The sequence below is a fragment of the Nocardia sp. NPDC059236 genome (genome assembly GCF_042754085.1).
Lineage (GTDB): Bacteria > Actinomycetota > Actinomycetes > Mycobacteriales > Mycobacteriaceae > Nocardia.
On the sequence record NZ_JBHZAF010000002.1, the window covers coordinates 797,355 to 824,269 of the forward strand.

The window sequence follows — 26,915 nt, forward strand, 5'->3', positions numbered from 1 at the left end:
GAATTAGGCAATACTTGCCTCAATAAGGCTGTACTCAATAAGGCTGTACTTGGATGACACGCGGTTTGACCAGGCATTAATGTCATCCGCATGTCCACCCGAACCCAGATGAAGCGCAGCAAGTTCCAGGCCCTGCTCCAGGATCAGATCCGGAATGAATTCAATGCCGAACACCAGTACATCGCGGTGGCGATGTGGTTCGACAATGCCGATCTGCCGGTCCTGGCCAAGTATTTCTACAAGCAGGCCGTCGAAGAGCGTAACCACGCGATGATGATCGCGCAGTACCTGATCGATCACGACATTGCCGTGGAGATGCCCGGAACCGAGGCCGCTACTACGCAATTCGCGAATGCCAAGGAGCCCATCGCGCTGGCGCTCGCACAGGAGCAGGCCGTCACCGAGCAGATCATCCAGCTCGCCAGGACCGCCCGGGACGAGGGCGACTACCAGGGCGAGCAGTTCATGCAGTGGTTCCTCAAGGAACAGGTCGAAGAAGTCGCGACCATGAATACCCTGCTCACCGTCGCCGAGCGGGCCAGCGCGAATCTTTTCGACCTGGAGAATTTCGTGCAGCGGGAAATGAGCGGTCCGAAGGATGCGTCCGGCGCGCCGCACGCCGCGGGCGGCTCACTGTAATTACTCCGTGGGCCGAAGGTAATTCGGTTCCCGGCGGTGGATTCACACAGCAGGCCCGGTCCCTTGCGCTGGACCGGGCCTGTTGCATGTGCTCGGTGCTCGTGCGATACGTACCCGCCTTTTCCTTACTTCTGCGGCACTGTGACGGTGCCGGTGGCGTTGGCGGACAACGTACCGAACAGCGACTTGACCACGGCCAGAATGGCATCCATGGTTTTTCTCCTCATCTGATATCCAGTGTGATGATCACCGGATCCCCTGAACTTCCGGGGTGAAGAGAACTTAACCGAGCACCCGGAGCGAAACAGGCACTTTTCAGAAAAATACCCGCAAAAATCCGGGCCGTTCACCGAGTGAATCCAGTTCACCGGAGAACGGCCCGAACCGTGCCGGTACCGCGGGTGCTCAGCCCGACGGTGTCAGCGCAGCGTGACCTGGCGCGACCGCAGGCCGTCGCGGGAGCGGCGCTCCTCGGAGGTCAGCGGGGCGTCCGACTGCAGCGCGGTCGCCAGCTTCGCACCGAACTCGCGGGCCGGGCCCTCCCACTCGCTCGCGTGCCGCTCCGGATCCAGGTCGAAGACCGGCACCAGCAGACCGTGGGTGCGGAACGAGCCCGCGAAGCGCGAACCCTCACCCAGGTGCAGATCACCGGCCGCGTGCAGCCGCGCCAGCGCCAGCATCAGCTGGTCCTCGTCCTCCGGCCGCACCCAGCGGATGTGCGCCTTCTCGCCGGCGTCCACCCACCAGGCCGCACCGACGGCGTCCGCGCCCAGCTCCAGGCGGGCCGACGGCATGATGGCCTGGTTGGCCTGCTCGATGGTGGCGGCCACCTGCGGATCCGGGGTGACACCCGCCGGCACCCACCAGTTGAAGTCCTGGTGCACGGTCAGATCCAGGGCCGCACCCGGATCCAGCACCTCGGTGAGCCGCGGCGCGCCATCCACGGTCGCGGCGTTCAGCGACTCGCCGGGGGTGGCGGACTGGGTCCACAGCACGGCGGCGGCCAGATCCGCGGCCGGATCGGCGGACTGGAACTGCACCTGCGTGCCGACGAAACCGATCGGCTCGTCACCGGCCCGCACCAGCGCGGCAACCGCGCCCGGCAGCACGGTGGCGAGGGTGACGGCCCGCTCCGCGGCGACATTCGGCGACAGCTTCAAGGTCGCGGTCGCCGACGGCACGAACTCCCGTAGCGCCACCAGATCGCATTCTGCGGCCAAGCCCTCGAAGGGCCGCGTCACGGCCTGCGCCGCCGCCTCCTGTTCGGCGCGGCGGGCGGCCAGCTTCTGCGCCCGATTGGAGTCCGGCTTGGGACTGTTGCGCTTGCTCTTACCCATGACTGGCAAACCTACTGTGTCTTTGGCCCTCCGCTTCGCTCCGGGCGGGGTTCGCGGCCCTGAAGTCTCGATTCTTCCCTCCTCCGCTCCTCCGCTTCGCTCCCCCGCTCCGTCAGTCCAGAATCGAGACGGCCGCGAACCATTGGGAAAACCCTTTGAAACGGTTGTGGGGGCGGGGGCCTGACTTGTCGGGTGGCGTGCTCGAGTGCCTGCGTCCGGGCGGATTCAGGCGTTGGCCAGGACGGCTTTCGTCCGGGCGGGGTAGTTGGTAGCGATCCAATCGACGCCCAGGTCGGCGCAGAGCTGGACGTCCTCGGGATCGTCGCAGGTCCAGACGTAGGTGGCGCGGCCGGCGGCGGCGGCCTTGTCGACCAGGTCCGGGTGCTCGCGCAGGGTGCGGACGGACGGGCCGATGGCGGTCGCGCCGACGGTGTGGGCGGCGCCGCCGGAGAGGTACAGGGAGGATTCGCCCAGTAGGACGGTCGGGAGCAGCGGGGCCGCGCGGCGGATCCGCCAGACCGCGGTCGCGGCGAACGACATGACCACCGCGCGTGAGTGATCCGCCGAGGCGGGTGCGCCGATGCCGTAGCGGGTGAGCTCGGTCAGCAGCGTGGTCTCCACCAGCGCCCCGTAGCGGACCGGGTGCTTGGTCTCGATGAAAAGCTTGGTGGGACGGCTCTTCCAGTCCAGCACCAGCTCGATCAGCTCGGACAGCGTGAGCACGCCCTCCGGTTCCTCCGCGGTACCGAAGTTGAGCGCCTTCAGCTCTTCGAGAGTCATCTCGCTGACCGCGCCCGATCCGTTCGAGGTGCGATCCACGGTGCGGTCATGCACGCAGACCAGGTGCCCGTCGCGGGTCAGGCGGATATCGCATTCGACGCCGTCGGCGCCTTCCTGCAGGGCGAGATCGTAGGCGGCGAGGGTGTGTTCGGGTCGCGCCGCCGACGCCCCCCGGTGCGCGACCACGAACGGCGCACGACTGGCCCGGCTCACTTCGCCACTACCTCCTGTTGCTCCGCGGCCGGGGACGCCTCTGCGTCATCCCCGGAAGCTGCATCATCCCCGACCACTGCATCATTCCCGACCACGGCGGCGGGCGCGCGTCGCACGGGTTCGATCACCGGCCGCGCGGGCCCGGTGGCGATCACCCAGCGCCGCAGCGCCTTCGGGCGGCCCCACAGATCCAGGCCCGCGAAGGCGTGCACCAGCCCGAGCGAGGCCACCGCGACACCGGCCGCGACCAGATCGGTCCACATGCTCGCCAGCACGCCGTCGGCCTGCACCTGCAGCGAGGACGCGAACCGGTACAGGATCGCCACCAGCACCAGCACCGCATCGAGAAGCCAAGCCGCCCACCAGATCCGGACCGCCCGCAGCAGCCGCGGATCCGCACCGCCCGCCGACCGCAGCCGGGCCGCCTCGGTCAGGAAGATGCCCGGCCACACCAGATTCACGATCGGCACCACACAGCCCAGCACCAGGGCGCGCAGCGACCGCGGATCCGACTCGCCCACACTCGCGTACGCGGCGCGGCGGGTTTCGGTGAGCCAGCCGACCAGCGCCACCGCCGACACCAGCGCCAGCACCAGGGCCACCACCGCGGAAACCGTCACGGCCGCATCGGAAATCCACAGCAGCCAGGGCGGGATGAGGCGGGTGCGGTTGCGCAGCAACACGCCGTACCGGCCCAGTTCGGCCAGGGCGGAGAACACGAACACACCGGCGGTGGCCGGCAGCAGCACGGTGATGCGGTCACTCAGCGCGGCCAGCGGGCGATGCGGCGCGGCGGCCGCCACCGGGGGCCCATCCTGCAGGCCCCACTGCGGAATCCGGTGGTACCGCGGCGTCTGCAGCGGACCCGGACGCCGGACCGGCTGCGCGCCATGGGTTCTGCGGCCGGGCGGGCGGGCCACCCAGCGGTAGTTGCGCCGGTCGGCGGGCGCGTCCACCGGTGCGGGCGAGAGCAGGACACCGTGGCAGCGCGGGCACCAGTGCAGCGGCTTGCCCTGTACCGCCCAGCGCGCGCCACAGCGGGCGCACGGCTGTACGACGGCGGATCGCGATCGGCCCACCTGTCCCCCGTTCATCGCTCCACCTCTCCGCGCCTAGTAGATCTTCGCCTCGGGACCGTCACCGGCGAGCGGCCTGCCGATCTGCTGCCAGGCCACCATGCCACCCGAGACCATGACGGCCTCGTAGCCGATCTGGTTCAGGTACTCCACCACCGGTACGGACCGGCCGCCCTGTCGGCAGATCACGTAGATCTCGGCGTCGATGTCGAGTTCGTCGAGCCGGGCGGGCACGTCGGTCATAGGGATGTGGATGGCGCCGGGCGCGCGGCCGAGCTGCCATTCGTCGTCCTCGCGGACGTCGAGGAGCTGGGCGGGCGCGGGCGCGGCCGAACCCCAGCCGTCCGCGGCGTCGAACTCCGCGGGAACCGCGTCGATCGGCACCGTGGGCACGTGGGGGTTCGTCACGGTTCCGATCCTGCCACGCGCGCGCGAGGGCTGTGGAGTTCCGTACCTGCGCAGGGTTGGTTTCGGGAGTTATCCACATAATCCACAACCTGATCCACAGGTTGATAGACGACCGATTCGTCCTGGTCGGCCGATCCGGAAGTCCCCTCCCCGTTCCGGAGCGACCGACCTCGGGCCCCTGTCCCGGAAGGCCCCGTCCAGTCTGACGCCGCAGGTGAGCGCGCGGTTCCTTTCGCACTCGAAAAAAACGACAACACTACCGAATAACGGAAATCCTGGGTCCGGCCAGGCAAGATCGGTAGCCTGGCGCTATGACTGTGAGCAGGGGGCTACTCGACGGCCTGGACATCAACGGACTCAACCGCGCGCTGTCCGAGGCGACATGCCTCGGCATCGACGTCGACACGGCGCGCGCCACACTACGGCTGGAACTCGACGTGCTGACCCTGCCCGAGGACGGTCCCCCGCCGGCGGACTGCGATATCTATCTGACCCTCACCGGGGTCAGCCGGGTCGCCGCCTCGCTACGCCGGCAGCGCTGGGACGACCTCGAGCCCGTTGTGCTCCCGCTCACCCTCGACGGCCTGCACGACGCCGTCCAGAGCTTCGGCGGCGGCGCGCTGCACGGCTGGGACTTCCTCGACCTCTCCGACAGCTCCTGGAGCCAGTGGCGCAAACTGCTGAGCTTCGACACCACGCTGAGCGACACGCCCGCCACCCACATGATGGAGTTCTCCCAGGAGGAGGGCGTCGACCCGCGCGAACTCGATGTGCGCGTGTGGTTCGAGGGCGCGGAGGTCACCGACAGGCAGGGCAACCCGATCCCGTTGCCGGACTTCATCGCCGGCGGCGTCCGCTGGTGGGAGGCGCACGACGCGGGCGACCCGCGGACCATGCGGCCGGATGTCGTCCCGCCGCTGTAAGGACCGGACACACTCGAGGGGTTCGGGGACCAAGTCCCGGAACCCTTTTCGATGTGGCCTGCCGGCGTGCCTGCGCGATGGTTCGCCGAAGTGCTTACGCGCCGAGCCCGATCGCGCAGCTCACGCCGGTGCCGTGGTCCGGGCAGTAGCCGCCGGGATTCTTGGCCAGGTACTGCTGGTGGTAGCCCTCGGCGTAGAAGAAGGCGGAAAGGTCCGGCAGCGAGGCGATCTCGGTGGTGATCTCGCCGAATCCGGCCGCCGTCAACCGTTCCTGATAGCCGGACCTGGTCGCCTCGGCCACCGCGCGCTGCTCGTCGCCGAGGGTGTAGATCGCCGAACGGTATTGGGTGCCACGGTCGTTGCCCTGCCGGTTGCCCTGCGTCGGATCGTGGTTCTCCCAGAACTGCTTCAGGATCGCGGCGTAGTCGATCACCTGCGGGTCGAAGGCCACCAGCACCGCTTCGGTGTGCCCGGTCCGGCCGGAACACGCCTCCTCGTAGGTGGGGTTCGGGGTGAATCCGCCCGCGTAGCCGACGGCGGTGCTGTACACGCCGTCCAGCTCCCAAAAGCCCTGCTCCGCACCCCAGAAGCAACCCATGGCCAGCACCGCGAGCTGCGTGCCCGCCGGAAACGGAGGTTTGAGGGAATGTCCGCTGACACAGTGCTTGTCCGGTACGACCAGCGGCTCGGAGCGGCCGGGCAAGGCTTGCCCGGCTGTCACCATGATCGGCTCCGGTAGTCGCACCCGCCCGACGAACTCGTCGTACCACGACATGACTCGATGTTACGGGACCCGGCGCGACCGGCGACGATGTTGCGTTCAGGCGAATTCCAAAGGTTGGGAAAGATATACATCGGGTGGAATGTGGGGGCGCGCAGCCCGGTTGGAGACGAGCGGGTGTACGAATGATGGTTGGGTGCGCCTCGGCACCTGCCGAGGGCACACGGCCCCGACACGGAAAGGGACATCGTGGCTGTTTACACGCTGCCAGACCTCGATTACGACTACAGCGCCCTGGAGCCCTTCATCTCCGGGCAGATCAACGAGATCCACCACACCAAGCACCACGCGGCCTACGTCGCGGGTGTCAACGCGGCCCTCGAGAAGCTGGAGGAGGCGCGTGCCAAGGACGACCACGCCGCCATCTTCCTGAACGAGAAGAACCTCGCGTTCCACCTCGGCGGCCACGTCAACCACACCCTCTGGTGGAAGAGCCTGTCCAAGGAAGGCGGCGACAAGCCGGTCGGTGACCTGGCCTCGGCCATCGACGAGGAGTTCGGTTCCTTCGACAAGTTCGTCGCGCAGTTCTCGGCGGCCGCCAACGGCCTGCAGGGCTCCGGCTGGGCCTGGCTGGGCTACGACACCCTGGGCAACAAGCTGCTCACCTTCCAGCTGACCGACCAGCAGGGCAACGTGCCGCTCGGCATCATCCCGCTGCTCGGCCTGGACATGTGGGAGCACGCCTTCTACCTGCAGTACAAGAACGTCAAGGCCGATTACGTGAAGGCGTTCTGGAACGTCGTGAACTGGGCCGAGATTCAGGACCGCTACTCCAAGGCGGTCAACCAGGGCAAGGGTCTGATCTTCGGCTGATGCCCGTCGGGCTCCGGCCCGCTCGTACGCCTGAGGCCCGCGAACCGCATCGGTTCGCGGGCCTTTCGCATTTGCAGGGTCCGGGTGCTAGCACTCTCTGGTACTTGTGTGCCAGTTCTGTTCGGGTACAACCTGGTGTTCCCAACAGCAGCACCGGGCACAGTCGCCCCCGGGAGGTTCGGGAGGCACATCATGAATGGTCAGGTCGGCGTCATGCCGTTCCATGCGCATGGTTCGCTGCAGGGTTTCGTGATCTCCGGACGCTGGCCGGACTCGACCAAGGAATGGGCGCAATTGCTGGTGCTCGCGGTGCGGGTGGCCGGCCTGCCGGGGTTGTTGCCCACCTCGACGGTGTTCGGGGCGCGCGAGGAACTCCCCGAGGACCCGGATCCCGCGATGGTGGGGCTGGTGATCGCCGAGGGCACGGTGCTGGGGACGGAAGGGTTGCAGCCGGGCATGTTTGCCGGTCATGTGCCACCGGCGCTGATCATGTTGCACCCGCCGCGCGAGACGCGGCCCTCGCTGCCCGAGTGCACGGGCGCGGCCTCGGGGTGCCTGCTGCTGCCGGGGCTGCCGCATCTGGGACTCGAACATCGGGCGGCCTGGGTGGAGACCGACAGCGACGGCACGGTGACCTCGATGGTTTCGCGGGTGGGGGTGGATCCGATCAGTGATCCCGACACCGCGATTCTGGCCATGCTGCTGGCCGCGTAAGGGTAACCGAAACCTTTCGGCAGCATCGCCAAACTTATTGTGCGCATTGCGATTTGGGTAACGGCCATTTGCCCGCGCCCGGTTTGCCGGAGTAGCATGGCGGCCGAGCGAAGGGGAGTAGCCCCCAATCACGCCGTCGACATACTGATCCTCCCGGATCCGGCGCGTGAACCGGATTTTCTCCGGTGGGCGAGACCTTCGGCCGACGAGAAACCAAACCGATTGACCGGTGCGGTGTCGGCTGAAGCGCCCCCGCATTTCAGCCGACAGGCCGGAGACCTGGGAGCTGACCTTCATGATCGCCACGATATTGCTGAGTTTCGGCGTGCTGTTCCTCGCCGAACTGGGCGATAAATCGCAACTCATGGCCCTGACCTTCGCGCTGCGCTACCACTGGTGGGTGGTGCTGTCGGGCATCACCGTCGCCAGCGTGCTGGTGAATCTGATCGCCGTCGGTGTCGGCCACTTCCTGGGCGCGGCGCTGCCGACCGGAGTCATTTCCCTGTGTGCCGCAGCAACTCTCATCGCGGTCGGCCTGTGGACCCTGCGCGAGACGCTGCCGTCGAACTCCGGCGAGGACGAAGGAGAGATCGCGCCGCAGCCGAAGTCGCGCTCGGCGTTCCTGGTGGTGCTGTCGGCCTTCCTGCTGGCCGAGCTCGGTGACCGCACCATGTTCGCCACCATGGCCCTGGCCACCAAGAACGGCTGGGTCGCGGTGTGGATCGGGTCGGTCGCGGGCATGGTGGCCGCGGGCGCGCTCGCCATCCTGATCGGCGTGACCGTCGGCAAGCACATTCCGGAGCGGTTCATCGCCGGCTGCTCGGGCCTGCTGTTCCTCTACTTCGGTGCGCTGACCCTGCTGGAGGCCTTCGCACACGGCCTGGGCACCCCGGCCATCGCGGTGCTGTCGCTGGCCCTGCCGGCGCTCGCCGGCGGCGCGCTGTGGCTGCTGCACCGCCGGGCCGCGACCGTCGTCCCGGCGAGCTCAGTCACCGAGCACGGTATTGCCGAACAGGTCCCCGCTGCGCCGCACGAGGTCCAGTAGCGGTTCCCGCAACTCCCGCAGCCCGTCCAGGTCGCCCACCGCGACCCGGGCGGTGACCATGGCGCTCAGGGCCGCGACCAGGGTCTGACAGGCGAAGCACTGCTCCTCGGTGTCCGCGCCGAGCACATCGGCGACCATCGCCACGAAGGTCTCCTGCAGCTGGGTGCGGCGCGCGATGGCCTCGGGGCCGACGGCGTAGACCTCGACGAGAAACAAACGGGCGTAAGCGGGTTGGCCCGCGAGCGCATCCAGGTACGCGCCGAGCACGCGTTCGATGCGCTCGGTGCGGGTCTCGCCGTCGAATTCCGAGCCGGTGGCGGTCAGGATGCCGGTCAGCATGAGTTCCGCGGCGCGCTCGTAGGCGGCCTCGAAACAGTCCTCCTTGGAACGGAATTGCTCGTAGAAGGTCTCGCGGGAGACGCCGGCCCGCTTGATCACCGCGGCGACCGGCGTTCCGACATAACCGTTCTCGGCCATCGCCTCGGCCAGGGCGAGCAGGATGCGGTCGCGCTGGGCGGCCACCACGGTTTCGCGGGGCAGGCCGTGGCGGCCGCGGGGCAGTTGGCGGGTTGCCGATTCGGGCATGTGCAGGACTCCGTTGGCCTCGAGCGATTCAGGCGAGCTTTCTCATTCTGCTGGGGCGAGCCGGTTGATCGGTGGTGAAATCCGCCGGTTCGGTGCGGGCGATCTCCAGTCCGCCGGCCACGCCCCCGCGTAGTGAATAGTCCACCAGGCGCTGGGCGAGCGGACGACACCACAGCACCATGCTCACCCAGTACGGCGAGACGATGCGACGGGAGCGGCGGGCCAGGGCGCGTTCACAGGCGTCGATGGCCGGGCCCAGGGGGGCGATGCCGGAGACGGTGGAGCGGCCCAGAATGCTGCGCGCGGCCTCGGTGCCGAAACCGCGGCTGGTCATCTCGGTGTCGAGTTCGGCGAAGTAGGCCATGCCGACCCGGGCGCCGGTGTGGCGCAATTCGATCCGCAGGGTGTCGCCGAGCGCCTCGACCGCGGCCTTGGAGGCGCTGTAGGCGCCGGCCAGGGGCAGGTGGATGGCCGCGGCGAGCGAAGAGATGAGCAGGACGTAGCCGCCGGGGTGCGCGAGGTGGGGTCCGGCGGCGCGCAGCGTGTAGTAGGCGCCGAGCACATTGACCGTGAGGGTCTCCTCGAGCACGCCGGGGTCGCCGTCGAGCAGGGACAATTGCCGGGCGATCCCGGCATTGCACACCACTGCGTCCAGGCCGCCCAGTTCGGCGGTGAGGGAGTTGACGACCCGCTCCACCTGCGCCGGGTCACCGACATCGCAGTAGCGCCAGGGCGCGTCCCCGCATTCGGCCGCGACCTGGGCCAGCAGTGACTCCTCGATGCCGAGCAGGGCCACGTGCGCTCCGTGCACGTGCAGCTGGCGGGCCAGGGCGGCCCCGATGCCCCGGGCCGCGCCGGTGATCAGGATGCGTTTGCCGGCCACTCGCGGGGCCGGACGGCGGAATCCACGGCGAAGACCGGCCGTGCTGACGTTCATGTCTGCGAAACTACCACTTATACGAACACCCGTGTTCGCAAATCTTGCGAGCCTCTTGCGTAAGCGTGCACACAGCCCGGCTATGGTGCCTATTGACGGAGGGCCAGTGAGAGGGCCGTCCACAGTCGAGAGGACCAATCACCGTGGAGATTTCGGGCTCCGCCGCCATTGTCACCGGAGGTGCGTCCGGGCTGGGCGCCGCCACCGCCAAGCGCTTCGCCGACGCGGGCGCGACCGTGTTCGGCCTGGATCTGGCTCAGTCCATCGAGCGCGCGGGCGACAGCGTCCCCGCCGGTGTCACCCTCATCCCGACCGACGTCACCAGCGGTGACGAGGTGGCCGCCGCGGTCGCCACGGTCGTGGAATCCGGTGTGCCGCTGCGCATTGTCGTCAACTGCGCCGGTGTGGGCTGGGCGGGACGCATCCTGTCCAAGAACGGCCCGCACGACCTGGAGCTGTTCCGCACGGTGATCACCGTGAACCTGCTCGGCTCCTTCAACGTGATGCGCCTGGCCGCCGACGCCATCGCCAAGACCGACCCGGTCGACGAGTACGGCTCGCGCGGTGTGATCATCAACACCGCCTCGGTCGCGGCCTTCGAGGGCCAGATCGGCCAGATCGCCTACTCCGCCTCCAAGGGCGGCGTCGCCGGCATGACCGTCCCGGCCGCGCGTGACCTGGCGCAGTTCGGCATCCGCGTCAACACCATCGCCCCCGGCATCATCGACACACCGATGCTGGCCGGTGTCACCGAGGAGTACCGCAAGGGCCTCGAGTCGGGCGTGCCGTTCCCGTCCCGCCTGGGCCGCCCGGACGAGTACGCGCAGCTCGCGCAGTACATCACCGAGCACGACTACCTGAACGGCGAGACCATCCGCATGGATGGCGCGCTCCGCATGGCGCCGCGCTAATCGCGTGAACGAGCAAGGCCCCGCACCGAATTCGGTGCGGGGCCTTGCTGTTTGTTATCTCAACCGCGACAACTGATCTCGTAAGGGTCCGGGTAACTCACCGGGTACCCCCGAAATCGGTTCGGCACCTGACCGCCGGCACGCGTGCTCGGCGGTCGACGGCACTCAGCCGTGCGCTGAAGTCACGGGGAGGCGGATCAGTGCGGGCGGACGGCCGCGGCCTGGGGGCCCTTCTTGCCCTCGGTGATCTCGAAGGAGACCGCCTGGCCCTCCTCGAGCTGGCGGTAGCCGTTGCCCTCGATCTCCGAGTAGTGGACGAAAACGTCGGGGCCGTCTTCGCGGGCGATGAAGCCGTAGCCCTTCTCCGCGTTGAACCACTTGACGGTGCCCTGAACCATTACCTTCTCCTGACGAGGTGTTTCTTTTAGTGCGTGGGTACCGCGGCCGCGGTACCCGGGGTCGATCAGAAGGCGGCTTGCAACTTGCCTGGCAAGGTGAAGCGACGCCCGCACACTGTTCCGCGCGAGCATGTTGAACACGAACACGAAAACTTGCGACCAAGACGTACAACGTACGCGTTCGCGGCTAGTTCCCGAAATCACCGGGAGATGCGGATCGTCACACTTGCCACAAACCGGGCATGACCAATTCCCGCTTGCTATAGGTCGGGCTCCTGCGGAAACACCGCAGGAGCCCGATTCGTGAACGACCCTCAGAGCGTGCGGGTCAGGCGGTCGGCGAGGATGCGGGCGAAGTGCGCCGGATCCTTCAGCTCGCCGCCCTCGGCGAGAACCGCGGTGCCGTAGAGCAATTCGGCGGTCTCGGTGAGCTCCACCGGCTTCTCGTCCGCGCCGGACACCGCCGCGTACGCCTCACGCAGACCCGTGACCAGCGGATGCGCCGGATTCAGCTCGAGGATGCGCTTGCTGTGCGGCAGCTCCTGCCCGGAGGCGCGGTACATGCGCTCCAGCATCGGGGTGAAATCGAACACATCACCCACGATGCAGGCCGGGGAGGTGGTGAGCCGGTTGGTCAGGCGCACCTCCTTCACGTCCGCGTCCAGCGTCTGCTGCAGCCATCCGAGAATGTCGGCGAAGTCCTTCTCCTGCTGCTCGCGCAGCTGCTCGGAGGCCTTCTTCTCGTCCTCGGTCTCCAGATCGACCTCGCCCTTGGCGATGGAGACGATGGGCTTGCCCTCGAACTCGGTGACCGAGCCGACCCACATCTCGTCGACCGGATCGGTCAGCACCAGCACCTCGAGGCCCTTGGCCCGGAAGGCCTCCATGTGCGGGGAGTTCTCGATCTGCCGGCGGGTCTCGCCGGTCATGTAGTAGATGGCCGACTGGGTCTCCGGCATGCGCTCGACGTACTGCGCCAGCGAGGTCAGCTCGCTGTCCGAATGCGTGGACGCGAAAGACGAGACGCCCAGGATGGTTTCGCGATTGTCGTGGTCGGAGAGCAGGCCCTCCTTGAGCACCCGGCCGAACTCGCGCCAGAAGTCCTGGTACTTGGCCTGGTCCTCGGCGTTCTTCAGGTCCTTGACCGTGGACAGCACCTTCTTCACCAGGCGCTTGCGGATCATCTGGATCTGCCGGTCCTGCTGCAGGATCTCGCGGGACACATTGAGCGACAGGTCCTGCGCGTCCACCACGCCCTTGACGAAGCGCAGATACTCCGGCATCAGCTCTTCGCAGTTGTCCATGATGAACACCCGGCGCACATAGAGCTGCACGCCGCGCTTGTGCTCGCGGGTGAACAGATCGAACGGCGCGTGCGAGGGAATGAACAGCAGCGCTTGGTATTCGAAGGTGCCCTCGGCCCGCATCGGGATGATCTCGAGCGGATCGTCCCAGGCGTGCGCGACGTGCTTGTAGAACTCCGTGTACTCCTCGTCGGAGACCTCGCTGCGCGGGCGGGTCCACAGCGCCTTCTGGGAGTTCAGGGTCTGGGTCTCGACCAGGGTCTTCTCGGTCTTGTCCTCGCCCTCGCCGTCGAGCACGGTGCGCTCGACATCCATGCGGATGGGCCAGGCGATGAAATCCGAGTACTTCTTGACGATCTCGCGGAGCTTCCACTCCTGCGTGTAGTCGAAGAGGTGATCGTCCTCGTCGGCCGGCTTCAGGTGCAGCGACACCGTGGTGCCCTGCGGGGCATCGTCCAGTTCCTCGATCGAGTAGGTGGAGCTGCCCGCCGCGGATTCCCAACGGGTGCCGGTGTTCTCGCCCGCCTTGCGGGTGGTCAGGGTGACCTTGTCGGCCACCATGAAGGTCGAGTAGAAGCCGATGCCGAACTGGCCGATCAGCTCCTCGGCCTGCTGGTCACCGGCCTTGGCCTCCAGCAGCTGCTTGCGCAGCTGCGCGGTGCCGGACTTGGCGAGGGTGCCGATCAGGTCCACGACCTCGGCGCGGGACATGCCGATGCCGTTGTCGCGGACGGTCAGCACGCGATTGTCGCGATCGACCTCGAGCTCGATGTGCAGGTCGGAGGTGTCGGCGTGCAGGTCCTTGTCGCGGAAGGTCTCCAGGCGCAGCTTGTCCAGTGCGTCGGAGGCATTGGAGACCAGCTCCCGCAGAAAGGTGTCCTTGTTCGAATACACCGAGTGGATCATCAGCTCCAGCAGCTGATGGGTCTCGGCCTGAAACTCCAGGTGTTCGACGTGTTCGGTCACGACGCGATATTACGTCGGGCGAAGTCGGCGATGGCCGGAACCTCGGCGTCGGCCCGGTCGGTCATCCAGTCCCGCAGCACCTTGGTGGCCTGGACGTCGTCCTCGTTGTATTCCAGGATGCGGGTGCGCTGGGACAGGTCCGGCTCGCCGCCCTCGTACCCGACGGCCAGGCGGTACCAGGCCATCGACGCCTCTCCCCCGGCCTCGGCGTCGCGCCAGTGGAAGCCCGCGACCGGCGCGATCTTCTTGAGCCCCTTGCCGTTCGGGCAGATGAACTGCTCGGACACGGCCTGGAACATGTCCACCCACTGCGGGCCGTCCACGAACCGCTGCACCTCACGCTCGGTGGGGATGCCCGGGCGGCCGGCGAAGCGGCGGGCCGACTCGTAGAGCCACTTGTCCTCGGCGGTGCGCGAATAGCAGTAGGCGGCAAAGGATTTGCCATCCGCGGCGGCCTGGGCGCGCACCTCCATGAGCCAGGTCCAGAACTCGGCGAAGGAGCGGCCCTCGTCCTCGGTGGGCAGCGGGTCCCAGGTGACGAACGGGCGGTACACGCCGTCCAGCAGGGTGCCCCACAGGTAAGCGCCGTGCTCCTGGAAGCTCTCCAGGTCCACATCCACCTCGACGTCGGCGCGGGTGACCCGCACCCGGTCGACCCGGCGGACCAGGGGCGCGCCGGTGGCCCAGGCGCGGGCGGTGACCACCGCCTCGGTGAACGGCTCGTACTGCCAGTCGTCGGGATCGTCGCCGCTCCAGGACGCCAGATCGTCGATGGTCTCGACGCCGTGGCGGCGCAGCACCTCCGCGCGCGAGCCCGGCGCCACCAGGCTCACATCGCGGTGCTCGGACAGCCACTGCTCACAGCCGCGCCCGCCCTCCTCGGGCGACCGGCTCCACCAGGGGCACTGGCGGCACTCGGGGACTTTCGAAGGGACGGTGGGGAGTTCGCCGCGCACCACCGCGATGCGGTCGGCGTAGCGGATGTCGTAATCGGCCAGGACGGGGCCCAGGTCGTGGACCAGGACGCGGTCGAAGTGATAGCCGATGGCGCCGCCGACCAGGGCCGGGCTGGCCAGCCCGTGCCGCTGCAGCATGCGGTAGAGGTGCGCGAGGCGCTGCAGGTCCCGCGGTTGCGGCCGGGTGCGGACGTGCCGGTCCGGCTGCGGATTCCATTGGTACAGATCGCTGGTCGTCGGGTGGTAGTCGGCCGGGTCCGGCTGCCGCGGATCGGTCACCTTGTGGTTCACCACGATGACCGGGATATATCCGCCGCGATCGCCATCGCGCCACAGGATTTCGCAGCCGCCGCGGCGGCCGGTGTCGGGCTCCTGCGGCAGCAACGCGCCCCAGATCCGGTCCGCCCCCGCCGCCATGGCGGCCATGGTGGCCGCGGCCCGCTGCGGCGCGGGCTGCTTCGGATCGATGACCGTCCAGCTGCCGGGCGCCGCGGCGACCAGCGTGTCCCGCACGTGAGATCGGTGCGCCGCGGCGGCTTCTCGTCGCTGCTGCACGCCCGCGTCCTCGGCGACCCCGGTCAACACGCCCGGATTGATCGCGTCCAGATGCAGCCGGTGCCGACAGCCGATCAGCGCACGCGCATCCAGGAATGCCGCACGCTCACCATGGTCACCGATGCCCGAATACACGCCAGTCAGTATGGCCTCAACCCCCGACATCCCTACGAACTGGCACCGAAACCCCAAGGCGCTCGCTGCGCGGCGAACCCACCCGTTAGGGTGATTCGCAAACTGTGTTTCATGGGCGGACAGGCATTTCCCCCGGCCCTGTGCTGCCATGGCGAACCAGCATGACGGAGGCCATCAATGGGGTTGTTCGGCAAGCGCAAGAAGCGGGTCAGCCGCCGGGCCGAGGCGAAAGCCCTCAAACACAAGGCCGGCATGGAGGCCAAGCTCGGCGCGCGCAACGAGCGCAAGAAGAACCGGGCGGAAGCGCGCACGCAGAAGCAGGTCGCCAAGGCGGAAATCGCCAAGCTGCAGGCCGAGGAGAAGGCCGCGCAGAAGATCGCCGCCCGGGCCGAACGGGATCCGTTCAGCGCGGCCTCGATCCGCAAGTACCTGGGCGTGGCCCGGGTGCTGGTGCCGGTGCTGGCCCCGCTCGCCTACCGCGGCGCGACCTTCGTGCGCGGGCAGCTCGACACCCGTCGCGCCCAGCAGCTGGGCATCGGGCTCGATCAGCTGAGCGAGTTCTCCGGCCCGGGCGCGAAGCTGCAGTCGCGCATCGCGGGCGTGGAGTCCACGCTGTCGGAGATCGAGTCCAAGAACTCCGACACCGAGACCAAGAAGTTCGTGACCGCCAGCCGCGATCGGCTCGACAGCCTGACCGCGGCCGTCCGCACCGCCGCCCAGATGCCGGTGCCGCGCCGCCGCGCCGTGCACGCCTCCATCTCCAACGAGCTCTCCGGCATCGAGGCCGACGTGCTCGCCCGCCTCGGCGTGAACTGAGACACCCATGAGCCCGATGCGCGGTGGACTGGCAGGCGTCGCCATGGCGGCCCTGGCGGTCGGCGCGCACGGGTTCGCGGGCGGCGGCTACCCCGGCTCCTCCGGGCTCATGCTGCTGATGCTGGCAGCGGCCGTCATCGGCGCGCTCGCCGCCGCGCTGCGGCCCCCCGCCGCGCTGCCGATCCTCATGGTGGCCGGCCAGCCCGTCTGCCACCTCGCCCTCGGCGGCCTCGTGCAGCACGGGCATGCCGCAGGGGCAATGGAATTCACCGCGCACGGGCCGATGCTGCTGGCACACGCGGTGGCGGCGGCCGGCTGCGCGATCCTGATCCTGGCCGCCGAGCGGCTCTACGGGCTGATCTCGAGCGCCGTCCGGGTGATCCTCACCCGGCCCGGCGGACGTCCGGCGCGGGCCGCGCAGTCGCGCCGCCCGCGATCGGTCCCGACCCCGAAAACCCTTCTCGCCCTGGGCGCGAGCGGACCGCGCGCGCCACCGGTTACGGCGTAACCCCCGTTCCTATCTACCCGTAACCATTGTCAGAGAAGGCAATACAGTCATGCACACCTCCCTTTCGCGCACCCTCGTCACGTCGGTGGCCGCCGCCGGCCTGCTGCTGTCCGGCGCGGGCATCGCCGCCGCACACGTGGTCGTGGACGCCCCCGGTGCCGGCCAGGGCGGCTACGCCGTCGCCACCTTCCGGGTGCCGACCGAGTCCGACACCGCCTCCACCACCAAACTCACCGTGACGCTGCCGAATCTGAAGAGCGCACGCACCGAGCCCATCGCGGGCTGGACCGCCAAGGTCGACAAGAACGCCCAGGGCGAGGCCGTGGCGGTCACCTGGACCGCCGACCCGGGCAACCCGGGCGTCGCCCCGGGCCAGTTCCAGCGTTTCGCGCTCTCCGTGGGCCCGCTCCCCAAGCAGGAGAAGGTCAGCTTCAACACGTCCCAGACCTACAGCGACGGTAAGGTCGTCGACTGGAACCAGCCCATGAACGCCGACGGCAGCGAGCCCGATCACCCGGCCCCCAGCCTCACCCTGGCCAAGAGCACCGGCGGCGATGACGACGCCCCGGCCGCCACGGATGCCGCCGCGAGCGACAAGAGCCTCAGCGACGACACCGCCCGCTGGCTCGGCGGCGTCGGCCTGGCGCTGGGCGCGCTGGGCGCGGCCCTCGGCCTGGGCAGCGTCATCCGGGGACGGCGGTCGTGAACCGCACGCTGCTGGCCGGGCTGATCACCGGCCTGCTGGTCACCGGATTCGCACTGCTGGGCGGCGGTGTCGCCGACGCGCACTCCACCCCCGTCTCCTCCAGTCCGGACAACGGTGCGCAGATCGACACCTCACCGGCGTCGGTGAGCATCACCTTCAACGAGAACCTGCAGACGGCCTACCCGTCCATGACGGTCACCGGGCCGGACCACAACCTGTGGTCGAAGGGGCAGCCCAAGGTGGAGGGACCGACCATCAGCATCGAGGTCGGTGAACTGGGACCGACCGGCGAATACACGATCGCGTACCGGGTCACCTCCGCGGACGGGCACCCCGTCAGTGGCAAGCGGACATTCACACTGACCAAGCCCGGCAATGGAACTCCGGGCCCGAGGGCCGACAGTGCCGCCAAGTCCGGCGGCTCCGACGGCGGCGGGGTGCCACTGTGGATCTTCATCGTGGGCGCGGTGGTGCTGTTCGGCGGCGGCCTGGCCGTCGCCCTGTTCGGCGGACGGGGCAAGCAGCGCAGGTGAATCGGACCGACCGCACCGATCGTCGCCGGGAGCGCGGGACGACCGGCGGTGGCAGCTCACCGAGATGGCTGCTGGCGCTGGTCATCCCGATCGCCCTGGCCGGTGCGGCCCTGGCCTGGGCGCTGGCCGCCGCCGAACCCGTGCAGGCCGAGGCCCCGGTCCGGGTCCTCGCCGACTGCGCGGGGGCGACAGTGCTGGGCCTGGCCGCGCTGCCGCGGCTCTCGGACCGGCTGACTCCACGGTGGCGGCCTATCACCGTGCTCGCCGCTCTCTGGGCGGCAATGGAATTCGCCATGCTCGCACTGGAAGCCGCGGAGGTGCAGGGCATTACGGCGCGGCAGCTGAGCGCCGCGCAGTTCGGCGACTACCTCGCGCACGTGAGCGGCGGGCAGATCGGTATCGCGCTGCTCATCGGCAGCGGCACGGTGGCGATCTACAGCGCCTTCGGATTCCGGCGGCCCGACCGGGCCACCGGTGATCTGGTGCTGGTGTTCACCGCCGTCACGCTGGCATTGCGGCCGATCACCGGGCACATGTCGCAGCAGCCGCTCGGTTCGGTGCTGGCGGCGCTGCACGCGCTCGCGGCCGGCGCCTGGTTCGGCCTGCTGCTGGCGCTGGCGCTGACCGTGCGCACCCGGGGCGAGTGGGCGGTGCTGCTGCCGCGGTACTCGGCGTGGGCGATGCCGCTGGTGGTGACGGTGATGGTGACCGGGGTGATCAACGGGCTGGTGCGGATCGGCGGGGTGAGCCCGCTGGTCACCAGCGGGTACGGGCGGATCCTGCTGGCGAAGACGGTGCTGCTGGCGGTGCTGCTCGGGCTGGGCTGGTGGTGGCGGCGCAGCTGGGTGCCGAAGGTCGCCGATCACCGCATGACCGCGGACGACTCGCTGCGGCGCGCGATTGCCGAAGTGCTGGTGATGGCGCTAGTGTTCGGGCTGGCCGGTACGCTGGCCGTCACCGCGTGAGGTGGTCCGCGGTTCTCGAATTCGGGTGTGCCGGTTCATAGATGGCATGCATCACAAGACCTGCAGGGAAAACTAGAACACGTTACAGTTGCGCCCATGACCGAAGTCAAGATCGTCGCGGACTGCGCCGCCTCGGCCGAATCGGCCTTCGCCTACGTCAACGATTACCGGCACCTGCCGAAATTCATCAATGAGATCAGTGCCTTCACCCCGCTGACCGACCAGATCGAAGGCGTGGACGCCACCTTCGACGGCACCATTCAGCTGGGCCCGATCACCCTGCACTCCACCATCAAGATCGTCCGGCACGAACCCGGCTCCGCCATCGCGGTGAAGTCCATCAAGGGCTTCGAGATCGAATCCACCTTCCTCTTCCACGACAAGGGCGAGGAATCCTGCACCATCGACGCCATCGTCGACTACCGGGTCCCCGGCGGCATCGCGGGCAAGATCCTCGGCAAGACCATCGAGCCGTTCGTGAAGCTCGCGGTGAAGAGCTCCACCCACAATCTGGTCACCCAGGTCGCCGCGTTCCACACCACCCGCACGTCCGCCTAGTCACCCGGGGTCGCCAGAGCCGCCGACCCCCGCGAAGGCCCGCAGATCGGCCTCGGTCCGGCGGAACAGCCAGTAGTCGCCCAGGAACCCGAGGACACCCACCGCGCACAGCGCGTAGATGGAGATCAGCTCCAGCGAAACCTCTTCGGCGGTCAGGAACGTCAGACTCGCGATCACTCCGATCAACGGAATCGCCACCGCCACCGCGAGATACCGGGTGCAGCGACGACTCAGGGCGCACAGGGCATCGTGATCCCGCGCCGTCTCACCGTGGGTGAGCAGCCGCGGATAGAAACAGCGCACCACGAAGAACGTCACCACGAAGAACGGGTACGCGACCGCGATCGCACCCGAAACCAGCATCGTCGCAACCAGATTCACAATGCGCCCCGGCGGCAGGCCGGTGTACACGACCAGCGCGATGGCCGTGATCGCGGCCGACACCACCCACCAGCCGAAGGCCAGCAGCGCCACCCGGTCGCCGTCGATCAGGGTGTCGCGCCGCGCCCGGGCCAGGGTCTCCGGATCGTAGGTCCGGCCCCGCCGCAGTCCGCGCCACACGATGAACGCCCGGCGGCACATGTAATTGGTGAGCGCGATGGCGGCCGGCGTGGTGACCAGGAACAGCAAATTGCCCACCAACCGCAGCCGCGCCTGCTCCCCCGCCGAGAACCAGAGCGCGAACAGCGGATGATTGTGCAGATTGGCGTACGCGATGCCGAGCCCGTCACCGAACATGCTCGCCGCCGTGATCAGTGCGACCAGCGACCACGGGCCGACCCGGGACCGCCAGCTGCTCGCCGGCGGATCCACCAGATCCCGGGCCCGCTGATCCAGGCACAGGTCCAGCTGCTGGGCCAGCGCCGCACCCGTGGCCCAGCGGTCCTCGCGATCGGGGGCCAGGCATTTGAGCAGCACCCGCCGCAGCGTGGCCGGGCAGTCCGGCGGCAGGTCGTCGAGGCGGGCGGGCTCGATCTCGTGGCGGCGCAGCCGGAGCATGCGTTCGAGCGAGGATTCCGAATCGCCCGCGCGGGCTTCGTCGTCGAAGGGGCGGCGGCCGGTGAGCAGCTCCCACAGCACCACCCCCAGCGCGTAGATGTCGCTGCGGCCGTCCAGATCCGCGGCAGTCTCGGGCAGCTGCGGGTGACAGGCCGCCAGCTGCTCGGGCGACATGTACGCCAGCGAGCCGCCGAAGTAGGCCAGCGGGCTGGTCCCCGCCACATGCGCGCTGAAACTGATATTGAAATCCGCCAGGTTCGGGCTGCCATCGGCGGTGAGCAGCACATTGGCGGGCTTGATATCGCGGTGCAGCACCCCGTTCCGGGCCGCATGGTCGAGTGCGCGCGCCAACCGGCTGCCCAGCCAGGCAACGGTTTCCGGCCAGCTGCGCTCCGGCATCGCTGCGCGCGTCGGTGATTCGCCGGGCACCAGGCCGCCCCGGTCCCGCATGGCCGCGTCCACCGCCTCCAGCAGCAGCCCGCCGTCCCGATCCCCCGGCTCGCGAGAACGCACCAGTGCCAGCACCTTCGACAGCGTGCCGCCCGGAAGATATTGCATGTACAGCAGTTTCAGCTCCCGGTCGCCGAGCAGCCGCTGGTCGAAGACGCGCACGATGTGCTCGTGATCCAGCCGCGCCAGGGTCTCGGATTCGGTGCCGTGGTTCTGCGAGACCTTCACCGCCACCAGCCGCTGCATGGACCGCTGCCGGGCCAGGAAGACCCGGGCGAAGGCGCCGCTGCCCAGCTCCACCAGCAGATCGAAATCGTCCAGCCGATCGCCAACCTCGATGCCCTCCAGGGCGTGCTGCGCCTGCGGCCGGGCGATCAGGGTGCTGCGGTAGTCGTGCTCGGCCCATTCGGTGGCGGCGACCTCGGTCGGATGGCAGCTGCCATCCACCGCCGCACCGTGACCATTCCCGTGCAGCCCGGAGCGCCGCAGCGCGTGGAACTCCTCGTAGGCCAGATCGGGCGGCAGTGGACCGGAACGCAATTCGTCGAACTCGGCCCGGTAGTCGGCCAGGCGCTTGGGGAAGTCGTAGCGGATCCAGCGGTATTCCAGGTCCACCTTGATCAGTTCGATCAGCACCAGGCGGCGCAGGTGCGGCGTGCGCGGCAGGAATTCGGCCAGGCGAGGTGGCGCCGCGGCCGCCTCCCAGGCGGCCTGGAATCCGGCGAGCACGGACGCCAGCAGGGAGCGGGTCTCGTCGACAGCACCCGAGTCGATCGCCTGTTCTACGTTCATGCCTCTCCCGACCTGGACCCATCGGGTGCCGCCAGTATGCGCCCGAGAATCCGACTGCACGGTTGATTAACTCTTGTGGATAGATCGTTCGGCAGCCGCAGAGCGCATCGCGACGACACAACACCGCCGGTCACGGGCCACTAGAGTCGCGGTATGAGTGAGCAGTTTCCCGAGCGGATCTGGGGTTCCCGCACCAATCTGCTGTCCCGCCTCGCCAGTCCGTTCGCCGCCACCAAGGTCGGCTCGCTGGTCATCCGCAAACTGACGCCGCTGGATCGCAAGGTGCTCGAACGCACCGGCGGCAAGTACACCGTGCTCGGCCCGATCGGCGCGCCCGTCATCCTGCTCACCACCGTCGGCCGCAAATCCGGGCAGCCGCGCACCACTCCCCTGCTCTACGTGCACGAGGGCGACACGCTCTACGTGATCGGATCCAACTTCGGCCAGTCCCACCACCCGGCGTGGACCGCCAACCTGCTCGCCAGTCCGGCCGCCGAGGTCTCCATCGCCGGGCAGCACATTCCGGTCACCGCCACCCTGGTCACCGACGAGGACCGCCAGCAGGCGGTCTTCGAACGCTTCGAGGAGACCACGCAGGCGTACACCGCCTACCGCAATCGCACCGCTCGTGACTTGCGCATTTTCGCCCTGACAAGATAGTTCCCGTGACCGAATCAGCGAACGCCATTGCCACCGCCGACCTCGCCGACGAGATCGGCCCCGAGATCCGCAGCTGCGACACCCAGTTCATCCAGTTCGGCGGCCACGAAGTCTTCGCCGGCCGCATCGTGACCATCCGGACCTTCCAGGACAACCTGCTCGTCAAGCAGACCCTCGGCGAACCCGGCGAGGGCCGCGTGCTCGTCGTGGACGGCGGCGCGAGCGTGCACACCGCGCTGGTCGGCGACATCATCGCGGGCCGCGGCGTCGACAACGGCTGGGCCGGGGTCGTCGTCAACGGCGCGGTCCGGGACTCGGCCATCCTGCGCACCCTGCCCATCGGCATCAAGGCGCTGGGCACCAACCCGCGCAAGAGCACCCAGACCGGCGCGAATGCCGAGAAGGACGTCACCGTCGAATTCGGCGGCGTCACCTTCGTTCCCGGCGACATGCTCTACAGCGACCATGACGGCGTCGTCGTTCGCAGCGAGGATTGACCCAACTCTCGGGAAGCTCTCAGGGGTAACGGCGTCCGTACCCCCGAGAATGGGGAGCCGGGGGCCCAGCCCCCGAGCCCCCGCGGGAGTCACGCCGCCGGCAACCCGCAGGGAACGCGGTGAGCCCGGCCGCGCGGGGCGCAGACCGAACCCCTACGGATCCGGGAGTACCTTGCCCGCGAAGCGCGCTCAGCCGCCGGTGACCCGGGCCTTGTGCCCGGCCAGTGCCACCACATCGCCCGCATGTAGCTGGCGACCCCGACGCAGCTCCACCTCGTCGTTGACACGAACCAGGCCCTGGGCGATAACAGTCTTGGCTTCCGAACCGGAATCGATGAGGTTCGCCAGCTTCAGGAACTGGCCGAGTCGAATGACATCGTCTTCGATCGGGACATCGACTGGATCCGACATGGGGTACATCCTCACCCGCGGCCGTCTCCACACCAAACGCCGCCCCCACCACCAGCCGCCACGCGGCGGCCACAAGACACGAACCGGGTTCTGAGTGCATATGGGCAACGGCAACATTCACACTGGTGCAGTGACTTCGACGCAGGATCTGCCGCCCCACGACTCCGAGCAGAGACCGGAGCCGCGATCGCCCGAGGTGCCACACCGCGGGCACGGCCGGCTGCGCGAGGTGCCGCATATCACGGGCACCACGCTCGGCGTCTTCTCGGTCCTCTGCTTCGCCTGGAGCATCTCGCCCGGGCTGCGGTTCCTGACCTCGCACCTACGCCACTTCGTCGACACCTACTACTTCGACGCCCCCGACACCTCACTGGTGTGGGCGCTGGTGGTGGGTCTGCTGGCGGGCGCCACCGCCAGCCGCAAACGGATCGCCTGGTGGCTGCTGGTCGGGTACATGGCGGCCTTCGCGCTCGCCAACGCCCTCGACTTCGCCGCCGAGGGCGACATCAATGCCCTGGTGGCGTTGATCATTCACGTCGTGGTCATCGGCGTGCTCATCGCCGCGTGGTCCGAGTTCTACACGCACGTGCAACGCGGCGCGGTCTGGCGCGCGCTCGGCGTGCTGGCCGGCGGGCTCGCGCTGGGCTGCCTGGTCGGCTGGGGACTGGTCGAACTGTTCCCCGGCAGCCTGCCCGACCACACCGAACGCGCGCTGTGGGCGGTGTCCCGGGTCACCGGCGCGATCCTGGTCTCCAACGAGGACTTCGACGGGCACCCGCCGCACCTGGTCAACCTGCTGCTCGGCCTGTTCGGCGCCATCGCGCTGCTGGCCGCCGTCATCACCCTGTTCCGGTCGCAGCGCTCCTCCAACGCACTGACCGGGCTGGACGAATCCGCCATCCGCGGGCTCATCGAACGCTCCGACGTCGAGGACTCGCTCGGCTACTTCGCCACCCGCCGCGACAAGGCCGTCGTCTTCGCGCCCAGCGGCAAGGCCGCCGTCACCTACCGCGTCGAACTCGGCGTGTGCCTGGCCTCGGGCGACCCCATCGGGCAGAAGGAGTCCTGGGGTCACGCCATCGACGCCTGGCTGCGGCTGGCCGACCAGTACGGGTGGGCCCCGGCGGTCATGGGCGCCAGCGAGATCGGCGCGACCGCCTACCGGCGGGCCGGACTGTCCGCGCTGCGGCTGGGCGACGAGGCCATCCTCGAGACCCGCGGTTTCTCCCTCGCCGGACCCGATATGAAGCCGGTCCGCCAGGCCGCCAATCGTCTTGCCAAGCAGGGCATCACGGTGCGGGTGCGGCGGCACCGGGAGGTCACGCCCGAGGAGATGGCCGACGTCGTGCGGCGCGCCAACGCCTGGCGCGACACCGAGACCGAACGCGGCTTCTCCATGGCCCTCGACCGGCTCGGGGATCCGCTGGACGGCGACTGCCTGCTGGTCGAGTCCGTCGCCCCCAACGGCCAGGTGCTCGGCATGCTGTCGTTCGTGCCGTGGGGCCGCACCGGCGTCTCCCTCGACCTCATGCGCCGCGACCGCACCGGGCCCAACGGGCTGGTGGAACTCATGATCTCGCGGCTCGCCCTCACCTCCGAGCAGTACGGCATCACCCGAATCTCGTTGAACTTCGCGGTCTTCCGCGCGGTCTTCGAGGAGGGCGGCCGCATCGGCGCCGGCCCGGTGCTGCGCCTGTGGCGCGGCGTGCTCATGTTCTTCTCCCGCTGGTACCAGCTGGAGGCCCTCTACCGCTCCAATGTGAAGTACCAGCCGGAATGGGTGCCCCGGTTCTCGCTGTTCGAGGAACGCCGGCACCTGCTGCGCGTCGCCACGGCCAGCGCGCTCGCCGAAGGCTTCCTGCCCCGCATCGGCCGCGAACACGACGCCTCCGCGCACACCGGTCTGCGGCCCTCGGTGCCGCCCACCATGACCGGCCTGCACGCCGACGGCAGCCCGCCCGACCTGCCGCCGGAGGAGCTCGAGGAGCAAGGCCCGCGCCGCCCCGAACAGGTGCGGGTGCGCATGGACAAGCTGGAGAAGCTCCAGGAATCCGGCGTCGAGGCCTACCCGGTCGCCTACCCGCCCACCCACACCGTGTCCGCCGCCCGCGGCTGCCCGCAGGGCACCACGGTGCGAGTCTGCGGGCGACTGTTGCGGATTCGCGACTACGGCGGCGTCATCTTCGCCGTGCTGCGCGACTGGTCCGGCGACATCCAGCTGCTCATCGACCGCAGCCGGGTGGGCGCCGACCGCAGCGAGTCGTTCACCGAATTCTTCGACCTGGGCGACCTGGTCGAGGTGAGCGGGCAGATCGGCCGCAGCCGCCGCGGCGAACTCTCGCTGCTCGCCCAGGACTGGCGGATGATCGGCAAATGCCTGCACCCGCTGCCGGACAAGTGGAAGGGTCTGTCCGACCCGGAAGCCCGAGTGCGGCAACGCTACGTCGACATGGCCATCAACACCGATATCCGCGAGGTGATGGCCAAGCGCAGCGCGGTGGTGCGGTCGCTGCGAGACACCCTGCACGGCTGGGGATTCCTCGAAGTCGAGACCCCCGTCTTGCAGCAGGTGCACGGCGGCGCCAACGCCACCCCGTTCACCACCCACATCAACGCCTACGACCTCGGCCTGTACCTGCGCATCGCCCCCGAGCTCTACCTCAAGCGACTGTGCGTGGGCGGCATGGAGAAGGTGTTCGAACTCGGCCGCGTCTTCCGCAACGAGGGCGTGGACTACAGCCACAACCCCGAGTTCACCATCCTGGAAGCCTATGAGGCGCACAGCGATTACGAACGCATGATGCACGCCTGCCGCCAGCTCATCCAGGAGGCCGCGCTGGCCGCCAACGGCAAGATGGTGGCGCTGCGCCCCGGACCCGACGGCGCCGTCACCGAGGTGGACATCTCCGGCGACTGGCCGGTCAAGACCGTGCACGGAGCCGTCTCCGAGGCGATCGGCGAGACCATCACCCCGGAGACCGACGAGGAGCGGCTGCGGCTGCTCTGCGAGAAGGCGGGCGTGCCCTTCCAATTGGGCTGGGACGCGGGGCAACTCGTGCTCGAGATGTACGAGCACCTGGTGGAATCGGCCACCGAGGAACCCACCTTCTACATCGACTTCCCCACCTCCGTCTCCCCGCTCACCCGCGCGCACCGGCATATTCCGGGCGTCACCGAGCGCTGGGACCTGGTGGCCTGGGGCGTCGAATTGGGCACCGCCTACAGCGAATTGACCGATCCGGTGGAACAACGCCGCCGCCTCACCGAACAGTCCATGCTGGCCGCCGGCGGCGACCCGGAGGCCATGGAACTCGACGAGGACTTCCTGCAGGCCCTCGAACACGCCATGCCCCCCACCGGCGGTCTCGGCGTCGGCGTGGACCGGGTGGTCATGCTGCTGATCGGCCGCAGCATCCGCGAAACGCTGCCGTTCCCGCTCGTGAAACCCCGTACCGCACAGAGCGAATCCCGGTAGGGACCAGGGAAAACCCTGATTCCCCGGGCCGGATCCCCGGTTAATCTGGGATGCGGCCCGGGGCGGGCC

Annotated in this window: 27 protein-coding genes; 15 read left to right on the top strand and 12 right to left on the bottom strand. The window is 68.7% G+C overall.

The window, feature by feature from the left end:
• The first annotated feature begins 90 nt into the window (after positions 1-90).
• The gene (locus tag ACFXIV_RS08750) at positions 91-639 is read left to right on the top strand and encodes a ferritin (protein ID WP_379393029.1); all 549 of its coding nucleotides are present in this window, start codon (positions 91-93) and stop codon (positions 637-639) included.
• Positions 640-1,058: 419 nt separating this feature from the next.
• Here ACFXIV_RS08750 and ACFXIV_RS08755 read toward each other — a convergent pair whose 3' ends face one another.
• The 4 genes from ACFXIV_RS08755 to ACFXIV_RS08770 form a co-directional block, all read right to left on the bottom strand.
• The gene (locus tag ACFXIV_RS08755) at positions 1,059-1,976 is read right to left on the bottom strand and encodes a DUF5926 family protein (RefSeq protein ID WP_379393027.1); all 918 of its coding nucleotides are present in this window, start codon (positions 1,974-1,976) and stop codon (positions 1,059-1,061) included.
• A gap of 225 nt (positions 1,977-2,201) precedes the next feature.
• On the bottom strand, positions 2,202-2,969 hold the full coding sequence (locus ACFXIV_RS08760) for a glycerophosphodiester phosphodiesterase (RefSeq protein ID WP_379384682.1): 768 nt from the start codon (positions 2,967-2,969) through the stop codon (positions 2,202-2,204).
• Entirely contained in the window at positions 2,966-4,063 is a 1,098-nt protein-coding gene (locus ACFXIV_RS08765; protein WP_379393026.1) for a DUF4328 domain-containing protein, read from the bottom strand. Before ACFXIV_RS08765 ends, ACFXIV_RS08760 begins: the two co-directional genes overlap by 4 nt.
• A gap of 18 nt (positions 4,064-4,081) precedes the next feature.
• Positions 4,082-4,453 carry a rhodanese-like domain-containing protein gene (locus tag ACFXIV_RS08770; RefSeq protein ID WP_379393024.1) on the bottom strand — a complete coding sequence of 124 codons (372 nt, stop codon included), beginning with the start codon at positions 4,451-4,453 and terminating at the stop codon, positions 4,082-4,084.
• Positions 4,454-4,764: 311 nt separating this feature from the next.
• On the opposite strand from ACFXIV_RS08770, the gene ACFXIV_RS08775 reads away from it, so the two are divergent.
• Positions 4,765-5,376 (top strand): hypothetical protein, encoded by a 612-nt coding sequence (locus ACFXIV_RS08775; RefSeq protein ID WP_379393022.1) that lies wholly within the window; start codon positions 4,765-4,767, stop codon positions 5,374-5,376.
• 94 nt (positions 5,377-5,470) lie between these two features.
• Here ACFXIV_RS08775 and msrA read toward each other — a convergent pair whose 3' ends face one another.
• On the bottom strand, positions 5,471-6,151 hold the full coding sequence (gene msrA, locus ACFXIV_RS08780; RefSeq protein ID WP_379393020.1) for a peptide-methionine (S)-S-oxide reductase MsrA: 681 nt from the start codon (positions 6,149-6,151) through the stop codon (positions 5,471-5,473).
• Between the two features lie 195 nt (positions 6,152-6,346).
• On the opposite strand from msrA, the gene ACFXIV_RS08785 reads away from it, so the two are divergent.
• From ACFXIV_RS08785 to ACFXIV_RS08795, 3 genes are all read left to right on the top strand, one after another.
• Complete coding sequence (locus ACFXIV_RS08785) at positions 6,347-6,970, top strand: superoxide dismutase (RefSeq protein ID WP_364608842.1); 624 nt, start codon at positions 6,347-6,349, stop codon at positions 6,968-6,970.
• Positions 6,971-7,162: 192 nt separating this feature from the next.
• On the top strand, positions 7,163-7,684 hold the full coding sequence (locus ACFXIV_RS08790; RefSeq protein WP_379393018.1) for a peptidase: 522 nt from the start codon (positions 7,163-7,165) through the stop codon (positions 7,682-7,684).
• Positions 7,685-7,979: 295 nt separating this feature from the next.
• Positions 7,980-8,729 carry a TMEM165/GDT1 family protein gene (locus ACFXIV_RS08795; protein ID WP_379393016.1) on the top strand — a complete coding sequence of 250 codons (750 nt, stop codon included), beginning with the start codon at positions 7,980-7,982 and terminating at the stop codon, positions 8,727-8,729.
• Here the strand turns inward: ACFXIV_RS08795 and ACFXIV_RS08800 are convergent.
• Both ACFXIV_RS08800 and ACFXIV_RS08805 read right to left on the bottom strand, forming a co-directional pair.
• Entirely contained in the window at positions 8,670-9,314 is a 645-nt protein-coding gene (locus ACFXIV_RS08800; protein ID WP_379393014.1) for a TetR/AcrR family transcriptional regulator, read from the bottom strand. The two genes, ACFXIV_RS08795 and ACFXIV_RS08800, sit on opposite strands and share 60 nt — an antisense overlap.
• Before the next feature lie 28 nt (positions 9,315-9,342).
• Complete coding sequence (locus ACFXIV_RS08805; RefSeq protein WP_379393012.1) at positions 9,343-10,251, bottom strand: SDR family NAD(P)-dependent oxidoreductase; 909 nt, start codon at positions 10,249-10,251, stop codon at positions 9,343-9,345.
• A gap of 143 nt (positions 10,252-10,394) precedes the next feature.
• On the opposite strand from ACFXIV_RS08805, the gene ACFXIV_RS08810 reads away from it, so the two are divergent.
• Entirely contained in the window at positions 10,395-11,162 is a 768-nt protein-coding gene (locus ACFXIV_RS08810) for an SDR family NAD(P)-dependent oxidoreductase (RefSeq protein WP_354847511.1), read from the top strand.
• Between the two features lie 197 nt (positions 11,163-11,359).
• On the opposite strand, the gene ACFXIV_RS08815 is transcribed toward ACFXIV_RS08810, so the two are convergent.
• From ACFXIV_RS08815 to ACFXIV_RS08825, 3 genes are all read right to left on the bottom strand, one after another.
• Positions 11,360-11,560, bottom strand: coding sequence for a cold-shock protein (locus ACFXIV_RS08815; RefSeq protein WP_033085228.1), 201 nt, complete (start codon positions 11,558-11,560; stop codon positions 11,360-11,362).
• Between the two features lie 314 nt (positions 11,561-11,874).
• The gene (htpG, locus tag ACFXIV_RS08820) at positions 11,875-13,830 is read right to left on the bottom strand and encodes a molecular chaperone HtpG (protein ID WP_379393010.1); all 1,956 of its coding nucleotides are present in this window, start codon (positions 13,828-13,830) and stop codon (positions 11,875-11,877) included.
• A complete protein-coding gene (locus tag ACFXIV_RS08825) occupies positions 13,827-15,476 on the bottom strand; it encodes a TM0106 family RecB-like putative nuclease (protein ID WP_379393008.1) in 1,650 nt (549 codons plus the stop codon). The genes htpG and ACFXIV_RS08825 overlap by 4 nt, the downstream gene beginning before the upstream one ends.
• A 177-nt stretch (positions 15,477-15,653) precedes the next feature.
• On the opposite strand from ACFXIV_RS08825, the gene ACFXIV_RS08830 reads away from it, so the two are divergent.
• The 6 genes from ACFXIV_RS08830 (at position 15,654) to ACFXIV_RS08855 (ending at position 19,562) form a co-directional block, all read left to right on the top strand.
• Complete coding sequence (locus ACFXIV_RS08830; RefSeq protein WP_379393006.1) at positions 15,654-16,292, top strand: DUF6474 family protein; 639 nt, start codon at positions 15,654-15,656, stop codon at positions 16,290-16,292.
• A 7-nt stretch (positions 16,293-16,299) separates the two neighbouring features.
• Positions 16,300-16,800, top strand: a complete 501-nt coding sequence (locus ACFXIV_RS08835) for a hypothetical protein (RefSeq protein ID WP_379393004.1) — start codon at positions 16,300-16,302, stop codon at positions 16,798-16,800.
• Between the two features lie 49 nt (positions 16,801-16,849).
• Complete coding sequence (locus ACFXIV_RS08840; protein WP_379393002.1) at positions 16,850-17,506, top strand: YcnI family protein; 657 nt, start codon at positions 16,850-16,852, stop codon at positions 17,504-17,506.
• A complete protein-coding gene (locus ACFXIV_RS08845) occupies positions 17,503-18,039 on the top strand; it encodes a copper resistance protein CopC (protein WP_379393000.1) in 537 nt (178 codons plus the stop codon). The genes ACFXIV_RS08840 and ACFXIV_RS08845 overlap by 4 nt, the downstream gene beginning before the upstream one ends.
• Positions 18,036-19,004: a copper resistance D family protein gene (locus ACFXIV_RS08850; protein ID WP_379392998.1), complete on the top strand. Its 969-nt coding sequence runs from the start codon at positions 18,036-18,038 to the stop codon at positions 19,002-19,004. The genes ACFXIV_RS08845 and ACFXIV_RS08850 overlap by 4 nt, the downstream gene beginning before the upstream one ends.
• Before the next feature lie 96 nt (positions 19,005-19,100).
• On the top strand, positions 19,101-19,562 hold the full coding sequence (locus tag ACFXIV_RS08855; protein ID WP_379392996.1) for an SRPBCC family protein: 462 nt from the start codon (positions 19,101-19,103) through the stop codon (positions 19,560-19,562).
• On the opposite strand, the gene ACFXIV_RS08860 is transcribed toward ACFXIV_RS08855, so the two are convergent.
• Positions 19,563-21,803, bottom strand: a complete 2,241-nt coding sequence (locus tag ACFXIV_RS08860) for a serine/threonine-protein kinase (protein WP_379392994.1) — start codon at positions 21,801-21,803, stop codon at positions 19,563-19,565.
• A gap of 153 nt (positions 21,804-21,956) precedes the next feature.
• Here ACFXIV_RS08860 and ACFXIV_RS08865 point away from each other — a divergent pair, with 153 nt between their 5' ends.
• Together ACFXIV_RS08865 and rraA are read left to right on the top strand one after the other, a co-directional pair.
• On the top strand, positions 21,957-22,463 hold the full coding sequence (locus ACFXIV_RS08865; RefSeq protein ID WP_379392992.1) for a nitroreductase/quinone reductase family protein: 507 nt from the start codon (positions 21,957-21,959) through the stop codon (positions 22,461-22,463).
• Between the two features lie 5 nt (positions 22,464-22,468).
• The gene (rraA, locus tag ACFXIV_RS08870) at positions 22,469-22,960 is read left to right on the top strand and encodes a ribonuclease E activity regulator RraA (RefSeq protein WP_379392990.1); all 492 of its coding nucleotides are present in this window, start codon (positions 22,469-22,471) and stop codon (positions 22,958-22,960) included.
• Between the two features lie 189 nt (positions 22,961-23,149).
• Here the strand turns inward: rraA and ACFXIV_RS08875 are convergent, their stop codons facing one another.
• Positions 23,150-23,371 (bottom strand): RNA-binding S4 domain-containing protein, encoded by a 222-nt coding sequence (locus ACFXIV_RS08875; RefSeq protein ID WP_033085219.1) that lies wholly within the window; start codon positions 23,369-23,371, stop codon positions 23,150-23,152.
• Between the two features lie 100 nt (positions 23,372-23,471).
• Here ACFXIV_RS08875 and lysX point away from each other — a divergent pair, with 100 nt between their 5' ends.
• Positions 23,472-26,846: a bifunctional lysylphosphatidylglycerol synthetase/lysine--tRNA ligase LysX gene (gene lysX, locus ACFXIV_RS08880; protein WP_379392988.1), complete on the top strand. Its 3,375-nt coding sequence runs from the start codon at positions 23,472-23,474 to the stop codon at positions 26,844-26,846.
• The last annotated feature ends 69 nt before the right edge of the window (positions 26,847-26,915 follow it).